Origin of the sequence: Streptomyces sp. NPDC021096 (assembly GCF_040641275.1) — a bacterium.
GTDB lineage: Bacteria > Actinomycetota > Actinomycetes > Streptomycetales > Streptomycetaceae > Streptomyces.
In genome coordinates this window covers 12,377-37,436 of the sequence record NZ_JBFADG010000004.1, presented here as the reverse complement: position 1 = coordinate 37,436, position 25,060 = coordinate 12,377, and the positions used below count along the sequence as shown (strand labels likewise).

At 72.4% G+C, this 25,060-nt stretch carries 16 protein-coding genes; 4 read left to right on the top strand and 12 right to left on the bottom strand.

Features of this window, described 5'->3' with window-relative positions; genetic code table 11:
• Positions 1-66: 66 nt before the first annotated feature.
• Positions 67-1,515: a glycosyltransferase family 39 protein gene (locus AB0G59_RS08675; RefSeq protein WP_360909412.1), complete on the bottom strand. Its 1,449-nt coding sequence runs from the start codon at positions 1,513-1,515 to the stop codon at positions 67-69.
• Between the two features lie 230 nt (positions 1,516-1,745).
• Between AB0G59_RS08675 and AB0G59_RS08670 the strand changes: the two genes are divergently transcribed.
• Positions 1,746-3,398 (top strand): glycosyltransferase family 2 protein, encoded by a 1,653-nt coding sequence (locus tag AB0G59_RS08670; RefSeq protein ID WP_360909410.1) that lies wholly within the window; start codon positions 1,746-1,748, stop codon positions 3,396-3,398.
• A 101-nt stretch (positions 3,399-3,499) separates the two neighbouring features.
• Here the strand turns inward: AB0G59_RS08670 and AB0G59_RS08665 are convergent, their stop codons facing one another.
• The 6 genes from AB0G59_RS08665 to AB0G59_RS08640 all read right to left on the bottom strand — a co-directional run bounded on the left by AB0G59_RS08665 (position 3,500) and on the right by AB0G59_RS08640 (position 12,237).
• On the bottom strand, positions 3,500-4,654 hold the full coding sequence (locus AB0G59_RS08665; protein WP_360909408.1) for a glycosyltransferase: 1,155 nt from the start codon (positions 4,652-4,654) through the stop codon (positions 3,500-3,502).
• The gene (locus tag AB0G59_RS08660; protein WP_360909406.1) at positions 4,651-7,479 is read right to left on the bottom strand and encodes a bifunctional glycosyltransferase family 2 protein/CDP-glycerol:glycerophosphate glycerophosphotransferase; all 2,829 of its coding nucleotides are present in this window, start codon (positions 7,477-7,479) and stop codon (positions 4,651-4,653) included. Before AB0G59_RS08660 ends, AB0G59_RS08665 begins: the two co-directional genes overlap by 4 nt.
• 8 nt (positions 7,480-7,487) lie before the next feature.
• Complete coding sequence (locus AB0G59_RS08655; RefSeq protein ID WP_360909404.1) at positions 7,488-8,732, bottom strand: glycosyltransferase family 87 protein; 1,245 nt, start codon at positions 8,730-8,732, stop codon at positions 7,488-7,490.
• Positions 8,729-10,222: a hypothetical protein gene (locus AB0G59_RS08650; RefSeq protein ID WP_360909402.1), complete on the bottom strand. Its 1,494-nt coding sequence runs from the start codon at positions 10,220-10,222 to the stop codon at positions 8,729-8,731. Before AB0G59_RS08650 ends, AB0G59_RS08655 begins: the two co-directional genes overlap by 4 nt.
• Positions 10,223-10,237: 15 nt before the next feature.
• On the bottom strand, positions 10,238-11,074 hold the full coding sequence (locus tag AB0G59_RS08645) for a polyprenol monophosphomannose synthase (protein WP_360909400.1): 837 nt from the start codon (positions 11,072-11,074) through the stop codon (positions 10,238-10,240).
• Positions 11,075-11,157: 83 nt separating this feature from the next.
• Positions 11,158-12,237 (bottom strand): NDP-sugar synthase, encoded by a 1,080-nt coding sequence (locus tag AB0G59_RS08640; RefSeq protein ID WP_360909398.1) that lies wholly within the window; start codon positions 12,235-12,237, stop codon positions 11,158-11,160.
• Between the two features lie 174 nt (positions 12,238-12,411).
• Between AB0G59_RS08640 and AB0G59_RS08635 the strand changes: the two genes are divergently transcribed.
• Positions 12,412-12,909 carry a GtrA family protein gene (locus AB0G59_RS08635; protein WP_360909396.1) on the top strand — a complete coding sequence of 166 codons (498 nt, stop codon included), beginning with the start codon at positions 12,412-12,414 and terminating at the stop codon, positions 12,907-12,909.
• Here AB0G59_RS08635 and AB0G59_RS08630 read toward each other — a convergent pair.
• From AB0G59_RS08630 to AB0G59_RS08615, 4 genes are all read right to left on the bottom strand, one after another.
• Positions 12,837-13,994: a hypothetical protein gene (locus AB0G59_RS08630; protein ID WP_360909394.1), complete on the bottom strand. Its 1,158-nt coding sequence runs from the start codon at positions 13,992-13,994 to the stop codon at positions 12,837-12,839. The genes AB0G59_RS08635 and AB0G59_RS08630 overlap by 73 nt on opposite strands.
• An 83-nt stretch (positions 13,995-14,077) precedes the next feature.
• A complete protein-coding gene (locus AB0G59_RS08625) occupies positions 14,078-19,048 on the bottom strand; it encodes an NAD-glutamate dehydrogenase (RefSeq protein ID WP_360909392.1) in 4,971 nt (1,656 codons plus the stop codon).
• Positions 19,049-19,376: 328 nt separating this feature from the next.
• Complete coding sequence (locus AB0G59_RS08620) at positions 19,377-20,039, bottom strand: HAD hydrolase-like protein (RefSeq protein WP_360909983.1); 663 nt, start codon at positions 20,037-20,039, stop codon at positions 19,377-19,379.
• 49 nt (positions 20,040-20,088) lie between these two features.
• Positions 20,089-20,592 (bottom strand): hypothetical protein, encoded by a 504-nt coding sequence (locus AB0G59_RS08615; RefSeq protein ID WP_360909390.1) that lies wholly within the window; start codon positions 20,590-20,592, stop codon positions 20,089-20,091.
• A gap of 294 nt (positions 20,593-20,886) precedes the next feature.
• Between AB0G59_RS08615 and AB0G59_RS08610 the strand changes: the two genes are divergently transcribed.
• Positions 20,887-21,327 carry an Rv3235 family protein gene (locus AB0G59_RS08610; RefSeq protein ID WP_360909388.1) on the top strand — a complete coding sequence of 147 codons (441 nt, stop codon included), beginning with the start codon at positions 20,887-20,889 and terminating at the stop codon, positions 21,325-21,327.
• Between the two features lie 66 nt (positions 21,328-21,393).
• On the opposite strand, the gene secA is transcribed toward AB0G59_RS08610, so the two are convergent.
• Positions 21,394-24,225 carry a preprotein translocase subunit SecA gene (gene secA / locus AB0G59_RS08605; RefSeq protein ID WP_360909386.1) on the bottom strand — a complete coding sequence of 944 codons (2,832 nt, stop codon included), beginning with the start codon at positions 24,223-24,225 and terminating at the stop codon, positions 21,394-21,396.
• Positions 24,226-24,449: 224 nt separating this feature from the next.
• Here secA and AB0G59_RS08600 point away from each other — a divergent pair, with 224 nt between their 5' ends.
• Positions 24,450-25,043 carry a GNAT family N-acetyltransferase gene (locus AB0G59_RS08600; protein WP_360909384.1) on the top strand — a complete coding sequence of 198 codons (594 nt, stop codon included), beginning with the start codon at positions 24,450-24,452 and terminating at the stop codon, positions 25,041-25,043.
• Positions 25,044-25,060: the final 17 nt, after the last annotated feature.

The window sequence follows — 25,060 nt, the reverse complement described above, 5'->3', positions numbered from 1 at the left end:
GCCGGACAGGCTTGTCCTCGAGCCCGTCCGGCGCTTGAGGACACCACACAGCCCCGTCCGGCGCCTTCAGCGCCGTATGTACGACGACACCGCCCCACCCCGCACGTACACGGCCGACTCCTCCCGGTACAGCGCCTCCAGCACCCGCACCTTCGCCACCTCGCCCCGCTGCGCCCGGAACCACCCCGTCCCGACCGTGGTCGCGTCCGCCACCACCCACACCCGCTGCCGCGCGGGCAGCCCCCGCAGACGGCTCTCCAGCTCCCCCGCCCCCACCTCCTCCCCGAAGAGCGTGCCCGACGCGGCCGGCGACCGCCGGAGCGTGAGATCGCGCAGCCCGCCGAACTCCCGCGGATACGCCAGGGCTGTACGGCGCTCGTGCAGCGGCAGGAACAGCACCGCGTCGCCCGGCCGCGCCGCCCGCCCGACGACCGCGGCGACCCGGGCGAGTTCGTCCCCCCGGGAGGCCGGCAGCCGTTCCCGTTCGTGGAAGGGCAGCTGCGCGACGAAGGCCGTCGCGACCGCGCCGGCTCCGGCGGCCGTCACCACCCGCCGCCACGGCAACGGCCCCAGGAGCCGCTCGGCTCCGGCCGCGGCGAGCAGCGGCACGCCCGCCAGGCTGAACAGCAGATAGCGGTCGAGGAAGAGCGGCTGCCGCTGGGAGGCGAGGTAGAGCAGGAGCGGCGGGACGAGGGCCAGCGGCAGGGCGACCGCGTTCAGCCGCAGCGGCCCGGTGCGGGGCAGCGGCGCGAGCAGGGCGACGGCCGCCAGGGCCACGGTGACGGTCAGCACGGCCTCGCCGGGGCCCGCGAAGGCGTAGAGGAGCGCCTTGAGCTGCTCGTACCCGGGCGTGCGGATCCACGAGACCTGCTCGCTCTGGCGCCGGGAGACCACCACCAGCGGTGCGAGCACCGCGCCCACCGCGGCCGCCGCGCACCCCCAGCGGCGCAGGGTGCGCCACGGCACCCGGGAGACGGCCAGCGTCACGGCGTGCGCGGCGAGCAGCAGGACCGCGAACTCGTGCAGCAGCGCCGTCACCGCGACCACCGCCCCGTAGGCCGCCCAGCGGCCGCGGGGCGCGCCGTCCTCGGCTGCCCGTATCAGCAGCCAGGTGGCCAGCGCGGCGCCCGCCGCGACCAGGGCGTACGAGCGGCCCTCCTGGGCGTAGTGGCTGACGAAGGGGGTCACCGCGTACAGCAGCCCGGCCCACAGGCCGACGCGCGGCCGGGCCAGCCGGCTGCCGATCGCGGCGACCAGGGCCGCGGTGGCGGCCGCCGCCGCGACGGACGGCAGCCGCAGCACCGTCTCGTCGGCCCGCAGGGCCAGGACGGGGTGCATCAGGACGTAGTACAGGCCGTGCACGGCGTCGATGCTGCCGAGCAGATGCCCGATCTCCGGCAGGGAGCGGCGCGCCACCTGGAAGGTGGCCCCCTCGTCCCGCCACATCGTGCCCCGGTCCAGCCCCCATAGGCCCAGCACCAGCATGACGCAGGCGGGCACGGCGGATACCAGCACGGCCGCCGCACGCCCGGCGGACGTTCGCAGTGACGCCTGTGACGCCTGTGATGTCTGTAGTGCCGGTGGCGCCTGTGACGCCTGTAGTGCCTGTAGTGCCTGTAGTGCCTGTAGTGCCTGTGATGCCCGGCCCATCCCCGCCCCTTCCCCTCCCCGATCCCCACCCCGCCGCCCCCGCACGGGTGAAGAATGATCTGGTTTGTCGTACTTATTGGGTACAGCTGAGTTCTGTGACAGTGAACGGGAGCGGAACCTCTGCCGCCGCGCAGGTCAGCGTGGTCGTCATCGGCTATGACGACGCCGCGCACATCGGGCATGCCGTCCGCTCCGCCCTCGAACAGGGCCCCGTCGTCGCCGAGGTCATCGCCGTGAACGACGCCTCCACGGACCGCACCGGCACGGTCCTCGACCGGCTGGCCGAGCGGGAACCGCGCCTGCGCGTCATCCACCGCACCGTCAACAGCGGCGGCTGCGGCACCCCCCGCAACGACGGCGTACGGGCCGCCACCGCCCCGTATGTGATGTTCCTGGACAGCGACGACGTGCTCCCCCAAGGCGCGGCGACCGCGCTCCTGCGGGCCGCGCTGCGGCATGACGTCCCCGTCGCGGCGGGCCTGTGCGTACGCCGTGAACTCCCCCGGCGCCGCGACACCCCCTGGCAGCACGCCCTCTACCGGCACCCCGCCGTCCACGCCTCCCCCGAGGCGCACCCCGCGCTGCTGCACGACACCCTGTGCGTCAACAAGCTCTACGCGCGCGCCTTCCTGACGGGGCACGGCATCGCCTTCCCCGAAGGCGCCTTCCCCTATGAGGACTTCGTCTTCACCGCCCAGGTCCTCGCGGCCGGGCCGCGCGTGGCGACCGTCCCGGACCCCGTCTACATCTGGCACGTGCGACGGGACGCCGCCAGGCCGTCGATCTCCCTCGACCGCGGCCGGGTCGCCAACTGGCAGGCCCGCGTCCTCGCCCACCAGCGCGGCGTGGAGGTCTTCCTCGACGCGGGCAGCAAGCCGCTCGCCCACGCGGCGCGCGTGAAGTTCCTCGACCACGACCTGCGCATGTACGTCCGTGAACTGCCCGGCCACGGCCCCGCCCACCGGCGCGCCTGGTGGCGCGTGGCCCGGGCCGCTCTGGCCGCCTACGACGAGGCCGACCTGTGCGCCGCCCGCGCCCCGGCCCGCTGGATCGCCCGGGTCGTCCTGGCCTCCGCCGTCCCGCGCGACCTGGACCGCCTGGCCCAGCTCGCCGCCCGGCCCGCCCGGCTCCTGCCGCCGTACGCCGAGGCGGCGGGCGGGCCCGTCTGGGCACGCGACCTGCCCCAGGTGCCGCTCGACGGTCTCACCGGGCCCGGCGCGAAGCCGGCCCGCCGGCTGCCGGTCACCGTCGACGCGACGCTGCGCACGGGGCGCGGCCCCCGCGCCGAGCTGTACCTGCGCGTCCACGACCTCTACGGCCGCCTGGCGGCGGCCCGGCCGCACACCGTCGACGTCGAACTGCGGCTGCGGGACGAGGGCACGGCCGTGGAGCGCGCCGTGCCGCTGGCCGCGGACGGCGCCGCCTGGACCGCGGGCGTCGGCTTCGGCCTCGGCACGCTGGCCGCGCTCGGCGGCCGCCGCCGCGCTCCGCAGGCGTGGGACGTGCGCGTGCGGATCCGGTGCGCGCACGGGGGCACGCTGCACACGGCCGTACGGGCGGTGCCCGCCGACGGCGCCACCGGCCTGCGGCCGGCCGTCCTGCCCAGTGCGCGCTACGGCGTGCTGCTGGTGCGGCCCTGCGCGACCGGGAGCGGGTCGCTCGCGCTGCGGCTGGCGCCCGGGGTGCGGTGCGCGCTGGGCATCGCACTGCGGAGGCTGCGCCGGCTGGGGCGCGGGCTTCTCCCCTGACCCGCCCCTTCCCCCGGCCGGGGCTCCGCCCCGGACCGCGCTCCACACGCACCGGACGAGCCGTGTGATGGCCCGAACCGGCCGGCCTGTCGCCCGCGCCATCAGCGGTCCACCTCCTCGAACAGCGCCTCCCACCGGTCCAGCACCGCCGGCAGGGCCAGCGGTGCGACGTGCTCCCGCGCCGCCCGTCCGTAGCGGCCGCGCAGCTCGTCGTCGGCCATCAGCTCCGCCAGCGCGGCCCCGAACGCCGCCGTGTCGCCGTGCGGCACGAGGGTGCCCGTGCGGCCGTGCTCGACCAGTTCGCGCACTCCGCCCGACAGGTCGAAGCTCACACAGGGCACTCCGCAGGCCGAGGCCTCCGCGAGGGCCATCGGGCGCCCCTCGCGCTCGCTGGTGAGGGCCACCAGCGACAGGTCCCGGTAGGCGGCGGCCATGTCGCGGACGCCGCCGCGGAAGCGGACCCGGTCGCCGATGCCCAGGCGTGCCGCCCGGTCCCGCAGCTCCTGCTCGAGGGGGCCCTCGCCCAGGAAGTGCAGCTCCCAGCCGGGGTGGTCGGGGCAGGCGGCGGCGAAGGCGTCGACGAGCCGGTCCAGGCGTTTGACCGGGTCGAGCCGCCCGACCGCGCCGACCCGCCGGGTCCGCAGGGGCGCGGCCTCGAGGGGGGTGAAGGGCAGGGGGTTGGGCATGACGGCGACGTTCGGCAGCCGTCTGCGGCGGAACTCCGCCGCGTCCTGCTCGCTGAGGAACACCGCCTTCTCCAGCGCCGGGTAGTACCGCAGGATCAGCCGGAGGTTGACGGAGTGGAGGGCCTGCAGGAACGACTCGTGGTACTGGCCGATCGCCCTGAGGTGCGGCGGCCACTCGACGGAGTCCAGCCACACCGCCGCCCAGGGCGAGCCGACGATCACCAGGCCCTCGGCGCCCTCGGGCACCGCCGCGAACCTCCGGACCAGCCGGCCGCGGGCGCGGCCGCGGGCCGCCCGCTCGCCGCGCGCCCGGCGCAGCCGGGCCGGACTCAGCCGCTCGGCCAGGGAGGCGGCCTGCCAGGCGGGCGGGGCGGGGGTGTCGTAGAGCGTGGTGCGCCGGTACGCCGGGTCGGTGCGGTAGGTGTGGGGCTCCGGGCTGGGCCGGATGCCGATCAGCTCGGTGTGGTGGCCGCGCTCGGCGAAGCCCTGGGCGAGGGTGTGCAGCACGCGCTGGGAGCCGCCCATGGAGTCGACGTCGATGCCGACCAGGAACAGATGCCGTCGCTTCACCGGTCGCTCCCCTCGAAGAACAGGTCGACCACGGCTTTGCTCGACCGTCCGCTCTCATAGGGGTTGAACCTCGTCTGGAAGCGCGCGTAGGGCTCGGCCCACCGCTCGCTCAGCTCCGCCGGGTCCCTGAGCGCGGCGGCCAGTTCGCCCGTCGTGGCGAGCAGTGGTCCGGGCGCGATGTCGGCCAGGTCGTAGTACGTTCCGCGCGAGACGGAGCGGTAGTCGTCGTAGTCGTCGGTGTAGAGCAGGATGGGGCGGCCGAGGTTGGCGTAGTCGAACATCACCGACGAGTAGTCCGTGAGCAGCGCGTCCGAGGCGAGCATCAGGTCGTTGAGGTCGGTGAACTCCCGGCCGTCGCGCAGCGCGTGGCCCAGCTCGCGCGGGACGGTGAACCGCTCGTAGTAGTGCGGCCGGACCACGATCGTCCATTCCTTGCCCGTGGCCCGCACCAGCTCCGCCAGGTCCACCCGGAAGGACTCGCCGCTGCCGCGCGCGCCGTCGCGGAAGGTGGGGGCGTAGAGCAGGACCTTGCGTCCGTCGGGGATCTGCAGCCGTTCGCGGACCGCGGTCGCGCGGTCGCGCTGTTCGGGGTCGTTCCACCGGACGAGGACGTCGTTGCGGGGCAGGCCGGTGCGCAGCAGCTCGCCGGCGTAGGCGTTGGCGCGCACGAAGGTTCGCTCAAACTCCTCGCTGGGGGCGATGAGGGCGTCCCAGCGGGCGACCATCTCGTGGTGCAGACGCTGCCGTTCGGGGCCGGCGAGCCGCAGTTCGGGGGTGTCGAAGCCCATGTGCTTGAGCGCCTGGCCGTGCCAGGTCTGCAGATAGCGCGTGCCCGGTCGCTTGGTGAAGAGCACCGGGAAGCCGTGCGAGTCGATCCAGTAGCGGGCCCGGGCGACGGTGCGGACGTACTCCCAGCTGCCGCGTCGGACGAGTTCGACGCCCTCGGGGTAGGAGGAGCGGCTGCCGGAGTACGACCAGACGGCGCGCAGGGGGAGCCGGCGGCGTTGCAGTTCCTCGTGGATGTAGCGGGGGCTGTCGGCGTAGCCGCGGCCCTCCAGGGCCTCGAAGACGACCAGAGTGTCGTCGATGGGGAGCTTCTGCAGCTCGTGGTAGGTCAGGGCCTTGGCCCGGGGCCCGGTGACGCGGCGGGTCAATCGGTTCAGGCGGCGGCGTACGGGCTTCAGGCCGGGGGCGACGGTCTCGGCGCGCCCGAGGACGCCCGCACGCTCCCAGGTGAGTTCGAGCCGCCCCACACCGTGTCCCTCGCAGGCGACGCGCACGGTGTGCAGGCCGGTCCGCGCCCGCAGGGCGGGCAGTGCGGCGGGGGCCAGCAGCGGGTCTCCGCGGGTGAGCCCCAGCCGGTTCAGCAGGATCAGCGGGTGGCGCCGTCCCCGGAACCCCTTGGGGCCGATGGGCACCCGGCGCAGGTCCAGTTCGACCTCGGCCGTGTGCACCCGTCCGGCCGGGCCGTCCTGGGCGGGGGCGTAGCGGAACGGCACGGTCAGCGGCTGGGCGGTGGTGGCGACGCGCAGTTCCGCGGAGACGGGCACGGTGCCGCCGAGCAGGCGCGCGGGGTCGTATGTGCGCAGCGAGACGCGCAGGATCGGCCCCGCCGGGTCGAGCCGCGTCACCTCGTGCCGCAGGGGGACGGTGGCGAAGGGCTGGTCGTCCAGCCGCCATGCGCTGATGTCCAGTGCGGCGGCGGCCCGTTCGTCCTCGGGGAGGGTGCTCCCCCAGTAGGTCCGTCCGGTGGCGTCCCGCACGGCGTGGCGGGGGGCGAGCAGGGGCCGGTCCAGGGTGCGGGCGCACTCGGCGGCCTCGTCGAGGCGGCCCGCGCGCAGCAGGTACTGGCAGATCTGTTGTTCGCGCGGCACCGCGGTGAAGGCCTCCGTAGCGATGCCGTCGAGGTAGGGGGTGACCGCGGCGGCGAACGCCTCGGTCCAGGCGGGGTCGCGGAAGGGCAGGTCGCCGAGGTGGAGGCGGAGGTCGTGGCCGAGGAACTTGGCGTCCTTCGCCGGCCGGAGGTCGGCGTTGCCGCTCTCCTGGAGGAAGGCGTCGACGAGCCGGGCCACGGTGACGCGGTCCGCCACGTTCTGGATCTTGTGGCGGCTGGAGGAGATGGAGGGGCCGGCGGCCGGGTCGCCGGCGAGCCGCCAGGTGTAGACGGGCCATGGGACGACGGCGAAGGTGCGCGCGAGGGTGAGGGCCCGGGCGCTGAAGAGCTGGTCCTCGTAGTGCACGTCCTCGGGGAAGCGCAGGCGGTGGCGGGCGATGAAGTCGGCGCGGTAGAGCTTGTTGGTGGAGAGGTGGTCCAGGAAGTACTCGGGTGCGGTGCGGATGCCGTGGACGAGGCGGGCGTCCCGGAAGAGCTCCGGGTACCACAGGCCGGTCGTGCCGCTCTCCTCGAAGAGCCGGGTGACCTCGCCGGTGACGAAGTCGGCGCCGCTCTCCTCGGCGGCCAGCAGCAGTGACTTGCAGGAGTGGTAGGGCAGTTCGTCGTCGCTGTCGAGGAACATCACGTACGGGGCGCGGGCGGCGTCGATGCCGGCGTTGCGCGGCGCGCCGCAGCCGCCGCTGTTGGCCGGCAGCCGAAGGCAGCGCACGCGGGGGTCGGCGGCGGCCAGCTCCCGGGCGGCACCGGGGGTCGCGTCGGTCGAGCAGTCGTCGACGATGATCACTTCAAGGCGGCGCAGCGACTGGCCGAGGACCGAGCGGACGGCACGCGGCAGGCGCTCGGCGTCGTTGTAGACGATCACGACGACGCTGACGTCGACGTCCGTGCGGGCGTCGGCGACGGCGGCGTCAGCAGCGGTAGCGGCGGACATGCCTCACCTCATTTCGGGTCCACGTGGGACGCGCGATCACTACACAGAGAGTAACCATCATCACTGACAGTGACAACCCCGTCCCTCCCCCACGGCCCCCACCGCCCCCGCCAGGCCGTCAGCGCCAGCACCGCGGCCAGCCCCCCGAACATCACGACGTCCCGGAACGCGTGCCGTTGCGCGGTGTCCAGCCCCGGCCACGGCACCCCCGCCAGCTGGGGCACCAGCGGCATCCAGAACCACACCGACCGCACCGCCGCGCCCCGCTCCACCACCGAGGCGGCCAGCGAAGGGACCACGACCAGCGCATAGTTCAGGAACGACGGGCGCGAGACCACGAACGCCGCCAGCATCAGCAGCGACGCGCATTCCACCAGCCGCAGCCCCTCCTCGCCCCCGCCGCGCCACCGCATCCGCGCGAACGCCAGCACCGCCACCCCCACCAGCGCCGCCATCGCGAACGCCAGCAGGTGCGGCACGCCCAGCCGGGGCAGGACGGACGGCCACGAGGCGTCGTACGGGCGGGCGTAGGCGTCCTGGCCATGCAGCAGGAACGGCAGCGTCCGGGTGAAGAACAGCCCCGGCCGGGGCATGGCCGACGCCGCCGCCAGAGAGATGCCGGCCGGCAGGGCCACCGCCCACCCCAGCGCCCGCCACCGCCGGGCGAGGACGAACAGCAGCAGCAGCGGGACCAGCATCGGCTTCAGGGCGATCGCCGCCCCCACCACCGCCCCCGCCGCGGACCACCGCCCGCGCCGCGCCAGCAGCAGCGCCGCCGGGAAGGCGACCGCGGAGGCCGCCGTCCAGTTGCCCAGGATGACCAGGCTGTGGAACGGCAGGAAGAGCGCGATCCCGACCGCCACCGCCGCCGCCAACCGGCTGTCCGCCCGGACGTCGAAGATCCGCAGCGCCAGCACCGCGCCCGCCGCCACCAGCACACCGGTGACCACGGGAACGGCGTAGAACAGCACCCGTCCGGAGAACACCGTCTGCGGCACGGCCGCGAACACCGCCCCCGGCAGGTACAGGAACCGCTTGTCCGCGTACGGCGAACCGCCCTCCAGCAGCGCGCGGGCCGCCCGCACCACGACCGCGTTGTCGATTCCCGTGCGGTCCTTGGCGTACGCCCGGATCGAACTGAGCACGAACAGCAGCACCGCCGCGGTCAGCACCGGCCGCGGGGCGCGGCCGCGCAGCCATCCGGCGACGTCGGGGAAGCCGGCACGGGGCACCGGGTCTACAGCTGCGGTCACGGTCGCACGACCTCCAGCAGGTCGAGCCGGCCCGGCCCCCGGGCCGCCCTCCTGAGCGCGGGGTCGTCCGGCGCCAGCCCCGCGCCGCCTCTCTTCTGCAGCACCCATCGCACGCCGTACTCCTTGAGGATGCCGAGCCGTTCGGCCCGGGAAGTGACAGGGGCGAAGTAGCGACGCGTCGCGTCCCGGCGCCGCCTCTCGTCGGGAAGGAACAGATCGGGGTAGGCGGGGGCGACCGTGTAGGGGCCGTAGGCGGGCAGTGAGCGCAGGGCGTAGTAGTCGTTCGTCATCACGGTGGCCCCCTTGGGCACGCGCGCCGCCGCCCAGCCGAAGCCCGGCCACAGCCCGATGGTGGGCGCCTCGCGCAGCACGGGCGGAACGGCGTCCTTGCGCAGGACGTAGCCCAGCACCCCGGCCTGCGTCCACGCCCCCGCCAGCAGGGCCGCCGCCGTCACCGCCGGCAGCAGGCGGCGCGGCCCGCCGCTCCCGGCCCCGGCGACCTCGAGGGCGACGGCGAGCTGGGCGGGCAGCAGCAGCGCCGGCAGGACGCGCCCCCAGGCGTAGTGCCCGCTCAGCCAGCCGACGGCGAAGACCACGGCCCCGAGCGCGAAGAACAGGGCGAGCGGATCGCGGTGGTCGCGCCGCCAGCGCACGGCCAGCGCCGGCACGCCCACCGCCGCCACCAGGCAGAACCTCGGCAGCAGATCGCTGTAGAGGGGCTGGTGGACGGCGTCCAGCCCGCCCCCGCCCAGCAGGGCGAGGACGGGGTAGTACGGCCAGCACGGCAGCAGCGCCGCCGCCGGCAGGCCCCCCGCCCCCACCCGTAGCCACAGCTCGCGGTCCGGCCGGGGCCGCGCCCCGAGCAGCAGCGCCGCCACGCCCAGCACCGCGACGGCACCCGTGAACTGATGGCTCAGCAGCACCACCGCCAGCAGCGCCCCCAGCGCCAGGAACCCCGGCACCCCCCACCGCTCCCGCAGCCCCTGGCGCAGCAGCGCCCACAGGTGGAAGGCGAGGCCCAGGGCGAAGGTGCTCGGATAGGCCAGGGTCAGGCACAGCGAGCTCAGCCCGGGCAACCCGCTCCAGGCGAAGACGCGCACTCCGTACAGCAGCAGGACGCACAGCAGCGCGAGCGGGACGGCCGCCCGCCGGCGGGTGAACGTGCGGACGAAGGCGGCGATGCCCGTGCCGAGCAGGACGAGCCCGGCGAGGCCCGCCAGTCGCAGCACCCCGAAGGTGCCCCAGCCGCTCACCGTCGCGACCAGGCCCAGCGCGACCGTCCACGGCGAGTAGTAGGCGCTGGCGGTGTCGGCGTCCACCAGGGGGTTGCCCGGGTGGAACAGGTCGCTGCGCAGCCGCTCCAGCACCGCGCCGTGCATCCCCAGGTCGCCGGACCAGGGCAGCCGGACCACCATGAGCAGCAGCAGGACGGCCAGCAGCAGGACCGCGACGGCGGCGGTCCGCCGCGGGAGGTGCGCCCTGAAGGCCATGGCCGCCTTCACCGGTCAGCGGGTGTGCTTGCCGGTGCCGGCCGCCGCGCGGAGGGTCTTGGAGCGCAGCCGCCAGGGCATGGCCACGGATTCGAGCTGGACGGCCAGGTTCATCTTGGACTCGCCGGCGGTGCGGTCCTCGAAGTGGATCGGCACTTCCATGACGGTGAAACCGGCCCGCAGGGCGCGGTATTTGGTCTCGACCTGGAAGCTGTAGCCGGCGCTGTCGACGCCGGCGAGCTCGATGGCGCGCAGCGCGTTCGCGCTCCACAGGTTGAAGCCGCTGGTGATGTCGCGCACGCGGGTGCCGAGGATGCCGCTGGCGTAGGCGTTGGCCCAGCGGGAGAGCAGCTTGCGGTGGGTCTTCCAGGCGTCGGAGAGCGTGCCGCCGGGGACGTAGCGGCTGCCGACGACGACGTCCGCGCCGGTGGCCAGGGCGACGCCGAGCATCTCGGCGATCTTGTCGGCGGGGTGGCTGCCGTCGGCGTCCATCTGCAGCACGTAGGCGGCGCCTTCGGCGACGGCCCGTTCCATGCCGGCGGCGTAGGCGCGGCCGAGTCCGTCCTTGGCGGTGCGGTGCAGGACGCCCATGCGGACGCGGCCGGTCTCGTCGCGCCGTTCGGCCTCGTTGTACTTGTCGGCGAGCTGCTCGGCGACGGTGCCGGTGCCGTCCGGGCTGTTGTCGTCGACGACCAGCAGCCGCAGTCCTTCCAAGGGAAGGGCCATGAGGGCCTCGGTCATGGTGGGCAGGTTCTGTGCCTCGTTGTACGTGGGCATCACGACCGTCAGCGGCGTGCGGGCCCACTCGGCGGGCAGGGGTGGCGGGGCGGCGGGGGTGCGCGGAGAACTCATGGGCTGGTCCTTGTGAGGGAACGTGTGGGGGGAGAGTTCAAACGGCTGTTCAAAACGGCTGTTGAAAAAATGGGGGTGGCGGGTCACACGGCGGAGAAGCGGATGGCGGCGTCGGGGATGGCGGTGCCGCACCAGATGCGCGCGCCCTCGCGCAGTTCGTTGTCCGCGCCGATCTCGGAGTGGTCGCCGATCACCGCGCCGTCGAGCACGGTCCGGGGACCCACCCGGGCGCCGGTGCCGACCATGGAGGCCCGTACCCGCGCCCCCGCCTCGACGCGGGCGCCGTCCAGCACGACCGACCCCTCGATCTCGGCGTCCGCCGCGACGTGCGCTCCGGCGCCGACGACCGTGCCGCCGGTCAGCCTGGCCCCGCTCTCGACGTGGGCGCCGGGCAGCACGAGGTACTCGCCGGGCTCCCCGGGGACGGCCGGCGAGCGGACGATGCCGCGGACGAGGTCGGCGGAGGCCTGGACGAAGGAGGCGGGGCGGCCCAGGTCCAGCCAGTACGAGGAGTCGACCACGCCGTGCAGCAGCGCGCGGCCGGCCAGCAGGGCGGGGAAGGTCTCCCGCTCGACGGAGACGGGCCGGCCGGTGGGGATGGTGTCGATGATCTCGCGGCGGAAGACGTAGCAGCCGGCGTTGATCTGGTCGGTGACGATCTCCTCGGGCCGGCGCGGCTTCTCGGTGAAGGCCAGGACGCGGCCGTCGGCGTCGGTGGGGACGAGGCCGAAGGCGCGCGGGTCGGCGACGCGCGTCAGGTGCAGGGTGACGTCGGCCTGCGCCCGTTCGTGGCGCAGGAGCAGGTCCCGGATGTCGAGGCCGGTGAGGATGTCGCCGTTGAAGACGAGCACCGGCTCACCCGGCCGGGCGGTCAGGGCCGCGGCGGCGTGACGGATCGCCCCGCCCGTGCCGAGGGGCTCGTCCTCGTGGACGTAGGTGAGCCGGATCCCGTGGGCGGAGCCGTCGCCGAAGTAGGGCTCGAAGACCTCGGCGAGGTAGGAGGTGGCCAGGACGACATGCTGGACGCCGGCGGCTCTGGCGCGGGCCAGCTGGTGCGCGAGGAAGGGCACTCCGGCGGCCGGAACCATCGGTTTGGGCGTATGGATGGTGAGCGGCTGGAGCCGCGTGCCCTTGCCTCCGACGAGCAGTACCGCCTCTGTCATGCCAGATCCTCGCCCACTGTGGTCGCCCTGTCGCACTGCGTCAGTTTTTGCGGCAATTTACACTACAATCTGCTGTCTACGTGAAATGTCCGCTGCGCGTGGCGACCGTATCTGGAGATGCCCTTGCGACCGACGCACTCGAGGGGGAAGCGCCCGCCCGGCCGGACCCGCCTGGTGGCACTCGGACACGAGTTCGCCAAATTCGGCACGGTGGGCGGGCTGGGGATCTTCGTCAACCTCGGCGTCTTCAACGTATGCCGAGGGGCCACCGGGCTGCCGGTGGTGCGGTGCAGTGTGATCGCGACGGTCGTCGCCATCGCCTTCAACTATCTGGGGCTGCGCTACTTCACCTACCGCGACCGCGACAAGAGCCACCGCAGCAGGGAGATCGCCCTCTTCGCGGTCTTCAGCGTCATCGGGCTGGTCATCGAGAACGGCGTCCTGTACGTGGCCACCTACGGCTTCGGCTGGGACGGCCCACTGCTCGGCAACCTCTTCAAGTTCCTGGGCATCGGCACGGCCACACTGTTCCGCTTCTGGTCCTACCGGGCCTGGGTCTTCAGGACCCTGCCCGGCCGCGGCGCCCGGCACGGCTCCCGTCACGGCGACCCGTCGAACAGCACGAGCAACCCGGCCGCGTACCAACCCGAGACCACCGCACCTCCACCGTAGAGACAGATCCGCACCCCAAGCGGAGCACGCGCGAGCGGCCTAGCCACCAACAGCAGCAGAACCGGCAGGAACGGCAGGATGAAGCGCGGTTTGGAGTAGTGGGAGCTGGGCGTGCCCATCATCAGCACCCACGCCCCGGCGACCAGCACCACCAGCACCCGCGGCACCTCCCGGTCCAGCGCCAGGGCCAGCACCGCCACGGCCGTCAGGAGCACCACGGCGAGCACGGCGGCGTGCCGGATGTCCTCGGCCGCCGGGGCGTCGCGGTAGGCCAGGAGTTCACCCATGTAGCGCACCGTGCCGCTACCGAAGTCGAAGGACTGCCCCCAGGCCCGTTCCGCCTCGAACCAGCCGTCCCAGCGGCCCACCCGGCTGCCCAGGTACAGCCAGCCGCCCAGGAGCCCCAGCGGCGCCAGGACGAGCGCCAGCCAGGGCCGCCAGCCGTCCCGCCCGCGCACCGCCGCCCAGCCGGCCGTCAGCACCAGCGTCGCGATCAGCACCACCGCCGTCGGCCGCACGGCACCGGCCAGCAGGCACAGCACACCGGCCGTCACCCACCGGCCCGCCACCAGCGCCACCAACGCCCACACCAGCAGCGCGCTGAAGACCGCCTCCGAGTACGGCACCCACAGCGCGAAGGCGTACGGCGAACAGGACCACAGCGCCACGCACGCGTACCCCGCCCCGGTCCCGCCCCCGGCCGACCGTACGAGCCGGTAGACGCCCGCCGCGGCCACCGCCGCCGCGCACCAGGAGATCAGCACCCCCGCATGGGCGAAGGACAGCCCCGTCAGCACGTGGACGCCCCGGATCAGCGCGGGGACGAGCGGGAAGAAGGCCAGCCGGGTGTAGTCGGGCGTCCCGTCGGGGCGGTAGGGGATGAAACTCGGATAGCCCCGCTCGGCGACCCGCAGGTAGTTGCCGCTGTCCCAGCGGTACAGCAGCCACTCCACGTCGTGTCCGAGGTGACGATTGATCAGCAGGAGAACGGTGAAGCCGATGACCGACACCGCCAGATGGACGGCCACCGCGCCGGCCGTCTCCCGGCGCGCCGGGGTGGACACAAGCCGCGAAACGACTCTCATCCATCTCTCTTAGCATGCAAAAGGGGCGGCTCCGGGGGTTTTCCCCGGAGCCGCCCCTTTTACTTGAATATGGAGCCGACGCCTCAGGCGTGCGAACGCAACAGCGTGCGCATCGTCCTCATGGCCACCGACAGGTTGGCCAGGTCGAACGAGTCCGAACCACGGATCTCGTCCAGCGTCGTCCGCGCACGGGTGAGGATCGCGGCGTTCTTCTCCTCCCACGTCAGGAACCGCTCCTCCGGGGTGGAGGTGCCGTTGCCGACGGTCAGGACCTCGGCGGTGAGCGCCGCGTGGGCGGAGTAGAGGTCCTCACGGATGGAGGCGCGGGCCATGGACTGCCAGCGGTCGGCCCGCGGCAGCTCGATGATCCGGTCCATCAGCTGGGAGATGTGCAGCCGGTCGCCCAGGTCGTAGTAGACCTCGGCCACGTCCAGCGGCGCCTTGCCCGTACGGTCCGCGGTGGCCACGATGTCCAGCGCCGGGAAGACCGACGAGAAGCCGGCGACCCGCGTCGCCAGGTCGTCGGGGACCCCGGCGGCGGTGAGCTCGTCGTGGATCGACTGCCACCACTCCATGTCGGCACCGCGCAGCAGCTTGGGCAGCTCGCCCCAGACCGTGTCGACGTCGTCGCGGAAGAAGTCGATCGTCTCGGCCAGCTGCAGCGGCTGCGGCCGGTTGTTGAGCAGCCAGCGCGTGCCGCGCTCGACCAGACGGCGCGAGTGCAGCCGGATCTGGGTCTGGACGTCGGCGGCGACGACATTGTCGAGCGCCTCGACGGCGTCCCAGACGGCGTTCAGGCTGAAGATCTCCCGGGCGGCGGTCTGCGCCCGGACGATCTCCTCCAGGGACGCCCCGCTCTCCTCCCGCAGACGGTGCAGGAAGGTCGAGCCACCGGAGTTGACCGTGTCGTTGACCAGGACGGTCGTGATGATCTCGCGACGCAGCGCGTGGTTGTCGATCTGCTCGCCGAACGACTGGCGCAGCGCCTGCGGGAAGTAGGCGTAGAGCAGTCGCTGCAGGTAGGCGTCGTCGGGCAGCTCGGTGGCGAGCAGCTCCTCCGCCGTGGTGATCTTGATGTAGGCGAGGAGGACGGCCAGCTCGGGCTGGGTCAGCCCGCGGCCGGCGGACAGCCGCTCACGGATCTGCCGGTCGGAGGGCAGGAACTCCAGGGCGCGGTCCAGGTGGCCGTCGCGGGTGAGCCTGCGCATGATCCGCTGGTGGGCGTGGAGCAGGCTGGGGGCCTGGGCCACACCGTTGGCCAGCGCGACGTTCTGCGCGTAGTTGTTGCGCAGGACCAGCTCACCGACCTCGTCGGTCATCTCCGCCAGCAGCTTGTTGCGCTGCTTGACGGTCATGTCGCCTTCGGTGACGAGGGCGTTGAGCAGGATCTTGATGTTCACCTCGTGGTCGGAGGTGTCCACGCCGGCGCTGTTGTCGATGGCGTCGGTGTTGATCCGGCCGCCGGTGGACTCGGGCCCGCCGGTCAGGGCGAACTCGATGCGGCCGAGCTGGGTCAGACCCAGGTTGCCGCCCTCGCCGACGACCTTGACCCGCAGGTCCTGGCCGTCGACGCGGATCGCGTCGTTGGCCTTGTCGCCCACGTCGGCGTGCGACTCGGTGGACGCCTTGACGTACGTACCGATGCCGCCGTTCCACAGCAGGTCGACCGGCGAGCTGAGGATGGCCTTCATCAGCTCGGCGGGGGTCATCTTGGTGACGTGCGCCTCGATGCCGAGGGCCTGGCGCACGTGCGCGTTGACCGGGATCGACTTGGCGGTACGGGGGTGGATGCCGCCGCCCGCGGACAGCAGGGAGGTGTCGTAGTCGGCCCAGGAGGAGCGGGGCAGCTCGAACAGACGGCGGCGCTCGGCGTAGGAGACAGCCGCGTCCGGGGTGGGGTCGAGGAAGATGTGCCGGTGGTCGAAGGCGGCCACCAGGCGGATGTGCTCGGAGAGCAGCATGCCGTTGCCGAACACGTCACCGGACATGTCGCCGACGCCGACGACCGTGAAGTCCTCGGTCTGGGTGTTGTGGCCCAGCTCCCGGAAGTGGCGCTTGACCGACTCCCAGGCGCCGCGGGCGGTGATGCCCATGCCCTTGTGGTCGTAGCCGGCCGAGCCGCCGGAGGCGAAGGCGTCGCCGAGCCAGAAGCCGTAGGACTGGGCGACCTCGTTGGCGATGTCGGAGAAGGTCGCGGTGCCCTTGTCGGCGGCGACGACGAGGTAGGTGTCGTCCTCGTCGTGGCGCACGACGTCCTTGGGCGGCACGACCTCGCCGGCGACCATGTTGTCGGTGATGTCGAGCAGACCGGAGATGAAGGTCTTGTACGAGGCGATGCCCTCGGCCAGCCATGCGTCGCGGTCCACGGACGGGTCCGGCAGCCGCTTGCCGACGAAGCCGCCCTTGGCGCCGACGGGCACGATGACGGTGTTCTTCACCATCTGCGCCTTGACCAGGCCCAGGACCTCGGTGCGGAAGTCCTCGCGCCGGTCGGACCAGCGCAGACCGCCTCGGGCGACCTTGCCGAAGCGCAGGTGCACGCCCTCGACGCGCGGGGAGTAGACCCAGATCTCGAACGCCGGGCGCGGGGCCGGCAGGTCCGGGATGGCCTGCGGGTCCAGCTTGATCGACAGGTACGGGTGCGGGTTGCCGGCCGCGTCGCGCTGGAAGTGGTTGGTGCGCAGCGTGGCCTTGATGACGGTGAGGAAGGCCCGCAGGATGCGGTCCTCGTCCAGGCTGGCGACCTGGTCCAGGGCGCCGTCCAGCTCCTCCAGCATCCCGTCGATCAGCTCGTTGCCGGCGCGCTGGAGCGCGGGCGACATCCGGGCCTCGAACAGGTTGACCAGGAGGCGGATGGTGTGGACGTTGTTGCTGAGGGTGTCCTCCATGTACGCCTGGCTGAACGGCGAACCGGCCTGCCGCAAGTACTTGGCGTAGGCCCGCAGCACCATGGCCTGGCGCCAGTCGAGGCCGGCCTTCAGCACCAGCATGTTGAAGTTGTCGTTCTCCGCCTCGCCGGTCCAGACGGCCGCGAAGGCCTCCTGGAAGCGGGTGCGCGCGTCGTCGCCCTCGATGCGCTCGGGCATCCGCAGGCCGAAGTCGTAGATCCAGGCGGTCGTCCGGTCCGAGCAGCGCAGCTCGTACGGGCGCTCGTCGACGACCTCGACGCCGAGCCGGTGCAGCACCGGCAGCACGGCGGACAGGGAGACCGGCTCACCCGTGCGGTAGATCTTGAAGCGTCGCTCGCCGGGGGCGGCGCCGACCGGCTCGTACAGGCTGAGCTCGAAGTCGTGGCCGCCGCCGGCCGCGGTCAGCTTCTCCAGGTGACCGAGGTCGGAGACGGCGCCGCGCGGGGTGTGGTCGGCCTTGTAGCCCTCGGGGAACGCCTGGCCGTAGCGGCGCAGCAGCTCGGCGGAGCGCTCCTCGCCGACCTCGGCGGTCAGGGTCTCGGCGAAGCCGTCGGCCCAGGAGCGGGCGGCCTCCACCAGGCGGGCCTCGATGCGGTCGGCGTCGGCGTCGGTGAGGTCGGGCAGGGTGGCACCGGGCTCGACGCGGACGACGAAGTGCAGCCGGGAGAGGACCGACTCGGTGTTCCAGGCGGTGAAGTCGACGCTGGTGCCGCCGAGCTCCTCCTTGAGGATGTCGATCAGGCGCAGCCGCACACCGGTGGTGTAGCGGTCGCGCGGCAGGTAGACCAGGGCGGAGTAGTAGCGCCCGTACTCGTCGCGGCGCAGGTACAGCCGCAGCCGGCGGCGCTCCTGGAGGTAGAGGACGCTGGTGGCGATGGCCCTCAGCTGGTCGGTGTCCGTCTGGAACAGCTCGTCGCGCGGGTAGGTCTCCAGGATCTGGAGCAGGTCGCGCCCGTCGTGGCTGTCGGGGCTGAAGCCGGCGTCGTCCAGGACCTTGGCGACCTTGCGGCGGATGACCGGGACGCGGCGGACGGACTCGGTGTACGCGGCGGAGGAGAACAGGCCCAGGAAGCGCCGCTCGCCGATGACGTTGCCCTCGGCGTCGAACTTCTTGACCCCGACGTAGTCGAGGTAGGAGGGGCGGTGCACGGTGGCGCGGCTGTTGGCCTTGGTGAGGACGAGCAGCTTGTGCTCGCGGGCCTTGGCGCGGGCGTCCGCCGGGAGCCGGTTGAAGGACTGCGAGGAGGGGCGCGCCAGCGGCGCGTGGTGGCCGTCGTGGTGCCCGTCGGCGGTGTGGGAGGGGTCGGAGCGCAGGATGCCCAGGCCGGTGCCGGGAACGGCCGTCAGGACGTCCTCCTCGCCGTTCTCCGTGGCGGCCTTGGTCAGGTCGTACTCGCGGTAGCCGAGGAAGGTGAAGTGGTCGGCGGCCAGCCAGCGCAGCAGCTCGCGGGCCTCGTCGATCTCGGTGCCCGGGATGTCGTCGGTGGGCTCGTCGGCGAGGGTGTCGGCGATGCGCAGGGCGGCGTCGCGCATCTTGCCCCAGTCCTCGACCGTCTCGCGGACGTCGTTGAGGACGCGCAGCAGGTCGGCGGCGATCTGCTTGAGGTCCTCGCGGTCGGTCTCGCGGTCGATCTCGACGTGGATCCAGGACTCGATGAGGGCGTCGTGCGGCAGCTCGGCGTCCTTGCCGGCGCCGTGCGCGTCGCAGGCGGAGCCCAGGACCTCGAGGAGGCGGCCGGTCACATCGCGGCGGACGATCACCTGCGGGTGGATGACCAGGTGGATGCCGCGGTTCTGCCGGGAGAGCTCGTTGGTGACGGAGTCGACCAGGAAGGGCATGTCGTCGGTGACGACCTCGACCACGGAGTGGCTGGAAGTCCAGCCGTTCTCCTCCACGGTCGGGGTGTGGACGCGCACGTTGGCCGTGCCCTGCGGCCGGTTCTCGGCCAGCCGGTAGTGCGAGATCGCCGCACCGTAGACGTCGACCGGGTCCCGTCCGGTGAGGTCCTCGGGAGCGGTGTGCAGGTAGTAGCGCTGGAGGTAGGCGGCCAGGGTCGCCCGGTCGAGCCCGCCCTCACCCTTCTCAGCGACCCGCGCCGCCCGCTCGAGCAATTCGGCCTTGGCTTCGTCCAGCTTGGTCTGCATGTCCTCTGGCTCCTGTCGCGCGCCGTTGCGTGACATAGGTGGTGATGGCTGCCCGTCGCGACGCGGGGTCTCCGGTCGTCATCGACGGTATGCCGGGATGAGGGGTGGCCGGGCGATTCTGGGAGAACTTCGTCATCCGTGCCCGGTTCCAGGGACCAGCGGCGACCCGGGCGCTGTGGCGGCCCGGGCGCAGGACAGAGGCATCGGCGCCCCTGCGGGATATCGCGCTGATCACCTGGTAAGGCTATCGCTCTTCCCCCCGATATCGTCACGAGCTGCTTCTGTACAAATCCGGGGGTCGAAATTTGACGCTCTGGACAGCGACGGGTCAGCCGACGAGACGCTCGGCCTCCGCGACGGCCTCCGCCAGCGTGTCGACGACCGGCACCCCCGCCTCCGCCAGACTCTCCCGGCTGTGGGAACCACCCGTGTACAGCACGGCGTGGGCGCCCACGTGCGCCGCGGCCACCGCGTCGTCCACCGCGTCGCCGATGACGACCGTGCGGCCGGCGGCGATGCCGCCGAGCCCGTCGAGATGGCGGGCCATGTGCTCGGTCTTGCTGCCGCCGGAAGGTCCCGTGCGTCCGTCCACCCGGATGAATCTGCGCTCGATGCCGAAGCCGCGGACCAGCGGGACCAGGTCCTCGTGCCCGTACATCGACATGATCGACTGGGTGCCGCCGGTCTCCTGCCAGCCGGCCAGCAGCGACTCCGCTCCGTCCGCGAGGCCGCAGCGTATGTGGTGGTCCTGGTAGTGGCGGTGGAAGACCACGTCCATGTGGTCCCACTCGGCCTGCGTCGGCAGGCGGCCCATCAGCCGCTCGTAGAAGCGCGGGATCGGCACGCAGTACAGCGCGCGGTACCGGGCCAGGGTGATGGGCTCCAGGCCGATCTCCGCGAAGGCGGCGTTCGTCGCCGACATCACCGCGTCGATGTCGTGGAAGAGCGTGCCGTTCCAGTCCCAGACGATGTGCGCCGTGTGCTTGCCCATGCTGTGCGTCCCCATGCGTCGACGGTACCGGGCGGGTACGACAACGCGGTCAGAGGAGGTTCGGGATCTCCTGGACGCCGAACCACAGCAGCTCGTGGTCCTCGGCGCCGTCCACCGTGAACTGCGCGTCGTCGTCGCCCCGGTCCGCCGCGCCCAGCGCGGCCGCGGCGGCGGCCACGTCCTCCTCGGCGTCGCCGGAGTCGACGTGCACGGCCGCGGCCTTCTTCAGCGGCACCGGCTCCCGCAGGCGCACCGCGCCGAACTCCGACTGGTCCAGGCCGCGCTCCGCCTCGGCGCTCACCGCGCCGTCCGGCACGTCCACCGCCACGACCACCCGTCGGCGCGGGGCGGCCGGCTCGGCGGCCAGCTGCCGCAGCGAGCCCAGGGCGGCCCGGCCGAGCGCCGCGTACTCCAGCTCCTCGATGTCGTCGGAGACGTACCACTCGCGCAGGGCCGGGGTGACGGCGTAGGCGTCCAGCGGGGCCGGGCCCAGCTGGCCCGCCTTGTGCGCCTCGGCGAGACCGTGGAGGGTCAGAGGGACGTAGACGCGCATGACCGCCGCTTTCCTGATTCCTGACGACTTACGGATGGTGGTGCCAGCATACGGGCGGGAGTACCCCTTCGAAGTGCCAGTCGGCCCCTGTGCGCGGGGCCGCCGGAGCCGGCCGTCACCCGCTCCGCCCGCCCGCCACGGCCCGCCACCCCCGGATAGGTGAACGCAGCCGGCCCCCGCGCGGCCGCCCGCTCCTCCTTGCCGCCCTCCGGAGGACGCCGATAGAAGATCACCGACCGAAGCTACCGCCCGGTACGGCACGCCGACCGGGCCCGGCGTCGCGGGGGCGATCGCATGTACAGGACCAGGGGACCGGCCGGCACCAGGCAGTACGGCCCGCCACGGCGCACGGACGCCCGGCGCCCGGGAGCCGACCCCGCGGCCCGGCGCCACGAGCGGGAACGGCGGCACCCGCGCTACTGGTTCGCCGAGCGGCTGCTGCTCACCCTCAGCGGGCAGCGTCCGGTCCACTGGATGCTCGGGCACACCCTCCCCCCGGCCTACGACCAGCTGGCGGAACTGGCGCCGGGAGCGCCCCTGCGCCCCGCACCGCCGCACCGCGCCACCCCGTTCGTACGCCACTGCGACGAGTTCCAGCCCCGGCCCGGGGTGATCGAGGCGTTCGCCCGCATCGCCTCCGGCGACCGGCTGCAGGCGCTGGCCTTCCGGCTGGAGCACTGCCCGGACCGGAAGTGGCGCTGCGCGGCCGTGGAACTGGGCGGGGCCCGCACCTGAGCGGCACACGCCGAAGGGGGCGGGACACGTCCTGTGTCCCGCCCCCTTCCGGAGCCACTGCGGCGGTTACTTCCTGCGGCGGCGGCCGCCACCGTTCTTCTGCGCCTTGCGACGCTCGGCGCGGGTCATGCCGTCGGCCTCGGAGCGGAACTCACCGGTGTCGTCGTTGGCGAAGTCGCCCTCGACCACGCCGCCCTCGCCGTCGACCGTGGGGGCGGAGAAGTGCAGCCTGTCGGGCCGCTGCGGAGCGTCCAGGCCCTTGGCGCGGATCTCGGGCCGGGCGGCCGGCACTGCCCTCTCGGCGGACTGCACCTTCTGAAGGGAGGGAGCCTGCGCGCCCTCCTCGACCGGGACCTCCTCGAGCTGCTGGTCGACCTGGACCTCCAGGTTGAACAGGTAGCCGACGGACTCCTCCTTGATGCCCTCCATCATCGCGGTGAACATGTCGAAGCCCTCGCGCTGGTACTCGACCAGCGGGTCCTTCTGGGCCATCGCCCGCAGGCCGATGCCCTCCTGGAGGTAGTCCATCTCGTAGAGGTGCTCACGCCACTTACGGTCCAGGACCGACAGCACGACGCGGCGCTCCAGCTCACGCATGATGTCGGAGCCGAGCTGCTCCTCGCGGGTCGCGTACTGCTCGTGGATGTCGTCCTTGACGGACTCGGCGATGAACTCGGCCGTGATGCCCGCGCGGTCGCCGGCCGCGTCCTCCAGCTCCTCGATGGTGACCTTCACCGGGTAGAGCTGCTTGAACGCGCTCCACAGCCGCTCCAGGTCCCACTCCTCCGCGAAGCCCTCGACGGTCTCCTGGCGGATGTAGTCGTCGATGGTGTCGTCCATGAAGTGCGTGATCTGATCCTGCAGATCCTCGCCCTCCAGGACCCGGCGGCGCTCGGCGTAGATGACCTCACGCTGGCGGTTGAGCACCTCGTCGTACTTCAGGACGTTCTTGCGCGTCTCGAAGTTCTGCTGCTCGACCTGCGACTGGGCGGAGGCGATGGCACGGGTGACCATCTTGTTCTCGATCGGCACGTCGTCGGGCACGTTGGCCATGGCCATCACGCGCTCGACCATCTGGGCCTTGAACAGGCGCATCAGGTCGTCGCCCAGCGACAGGTAGAAGCGGGACTCGCCCGGGTCGCCCTGACGGCCGGAACGACCGCGCAGCTGGTTGTCGATGCGCCGCGACTCGTGGCGCTCGGTGCCCAGGACGTACAGGCCGCCGAGCGACTTGACCTCCTCGAACTCGGCCTTGACCGCGGCCTCGGCCTTCTCCAGGGCACTGGGCAGCGCCTGCGCCCACTCCTCGACGTGCTCCACCGGGTCCAGGCCGCGCTGGCGCAGCTCCGCCTCGGCGAGGTCGTCGGGGTTGCCGCCGAGCTTGATGTCGGTACCGCGGCCGGCCATGTTGGTGGCGACCGTGACGGCGCCCTTGCGGCCGGCCTGGGCGACGATCTGCGCCTCGCGCTCGTGGTGCTTGGCGTTGAGCACCTCGTGCGGGATGCCGCGCTTGGCCAGCTGCTGCGAGAGGTACTCGGACTTCTCGACCGAGGTGGTGCCGACCAGGATCGGCTGCCCCTTCTCGTGCTTCTCGGCGATGTCCTCGACCACGGCGGCGAACTTCGCGACCTCGGTGCGGTAGATCAGGTCCGACTGGTCCGCACGCTGCATCGGCCGGTTCGTCGGGATCGGCACCACGCCGAGCTTGTAGATCTGGTGGAACTCGGCGGCCTCGGTCATGGCCGTACCGGTCATACCGGACAGCTTGCTGTAGAGGCGGAAGAAGTTCTGCAGGGTGATCGTGGCGAGCGTCTGGTTCTCGTCCTTGATGTCCACCCCTTCCTTCGCCTCGATCGCCTGGTGCATGCCCTCGTTGTAGCGGCGGCCGGCGAGGATACGGCCGGTGTGCTCGTCGACGATCATGACTTCGCCGTCCATGACGACGTAGTCCTTGTCCTTCTTGAACAGTTCCTTCGCCTTGATGGCGTTGTTCAGATACCCGACCAGGGGGGTGTTGACCGACTCGTAGAGGTTGTCGATGCCCAGCCAGTCCTCGACCTTGGCCACACCGGCCTCGTGGATGGCGACGGTGCGCTTCTTCTCGTCGACCTCGTAGTCGCCGGTCTCCTCGACGCCCTTCTGCGGGTTGGCGGGCTCGCCCTTGGTGAGCCGCGTGACCAGCTTGGCGAAGTCGCCGTACCACTTCGTGGCCTGGTCGGCCGGGCCGGAGATGATCAGCGGCGTACGGGCCTCGTCGACCAGGATGGAGTCGACCTCGTCGACGACCGCGAAGTTGTGGCCGCGCTGGACGAGCTCGTCCTGCGACCAGGCCATGTTGTCGCGCAGGTAGTCGAAGCCGAACTCGTTGTTCGTGCCGTACGTGATGTCGCAGCCGTACTGCTCGCGGCGCTGCGCCGGGGTCATGTTGGCCAGGATGCAGCCGACCGACAGACCGAGGAACTTGTGCACCCGGCCCATCAATTCGGAGTCGCGCTCGGCGAGGTAGTCGTTGACCGTGATCAGGTGCACGCCCTTGCCGGACAGCGCGTTCAGATACGCCGGGAGGGTACCGACGAGGGTCTTGCCCTCACCGGTCTTCATCTCCGCCACGTACCCCATGTGCAGGGCGGCGCCACCCATGAGCTGGACGTCGTAGTGACGCTGGCCGAGCACCCGCTTGGCCGCCTCACGGACGGTCGCGAACGCCTCGGGCATCAGGTCGTCCAGGCTCTCGCCGTCGGCGTACCGCTGCTTGTACTCCTCGGTCAGCGCGCGCAGCTCGGCGTCGGAGAGGTTCAGGAAGTCCTCTTCGATGGAATTGACCTGGTCCGCGATGCGGTGCAGTTTGCGCAGGATCTTGCCTTCTCCTGCACGCATGATCTTGCCGAAGACGGACACGTAGGCTGGCTCCTTGCCGGTCGGGCCTGTGCACGGTCGGGTGCGCGGGCACGACGGGACAGTCCCCGCCGCAACGGCCATCGTAAGCGAGGACCCCACCGCGCCGGGAGGTCCGTCGTCACCGAGGCCGGGTGTCACCCGCACGGAGAACGAACGCCGCGTCCGGAAAGTGCCGGGCTCCGATATTCGGACACGGTTTCCGCCGCCGAATCTAGACTCCGCCCATGGAGCCCGTACGTCTGACCACCGAGCGGCTGGTGCTGCGCCCCTTCACCTCCGCCGACGTCCTCGCCGTGCACGCCGCCTGCCAGGACCCGGACATTCCGCGCTACACCGGCGTGCCCTCCCCGTACACGCCGGAGGACGCCCGTGTCTTCGTCGAGGAGGCGTGCCCGCGCGACTGGGCCGAGGACTCCACGTACACGTTCGGCGTCTTCACCCGGGACGGGGAACGGCTGGCCGGCTCGATGAGCCTGGTGCGGCTCGCCCAGCTGCGCGCCCCCGAGCGGCAGGCGGAGCTCGGCTACTGGACGGCCAAGGAGCAGCGCGGCCGGGGCTACACCGTGGAGGCGGCGCACGAGGTGATCCGCTGGGCCTTCGAGGACCTGGGCGTCGAGCGGCTGGAGTGGTACGCCGAGGCCGGCAACGAGGCCTCGCGCGGCGTCGCCCTCAAGGCGGGCTTCCGGATGGAGGGCACCCTGCGTTCGAAGATCCCCTACAACGGCACGCGCCGCGACGCCTGGATCGGCTCCCTGCTCCCCTCGGACCTGGGGATGCCGACACGCGCCCCCTACCTGCCGTTTCCCGAGCGCGGCTGATCCTTTCCCGGGCGTTG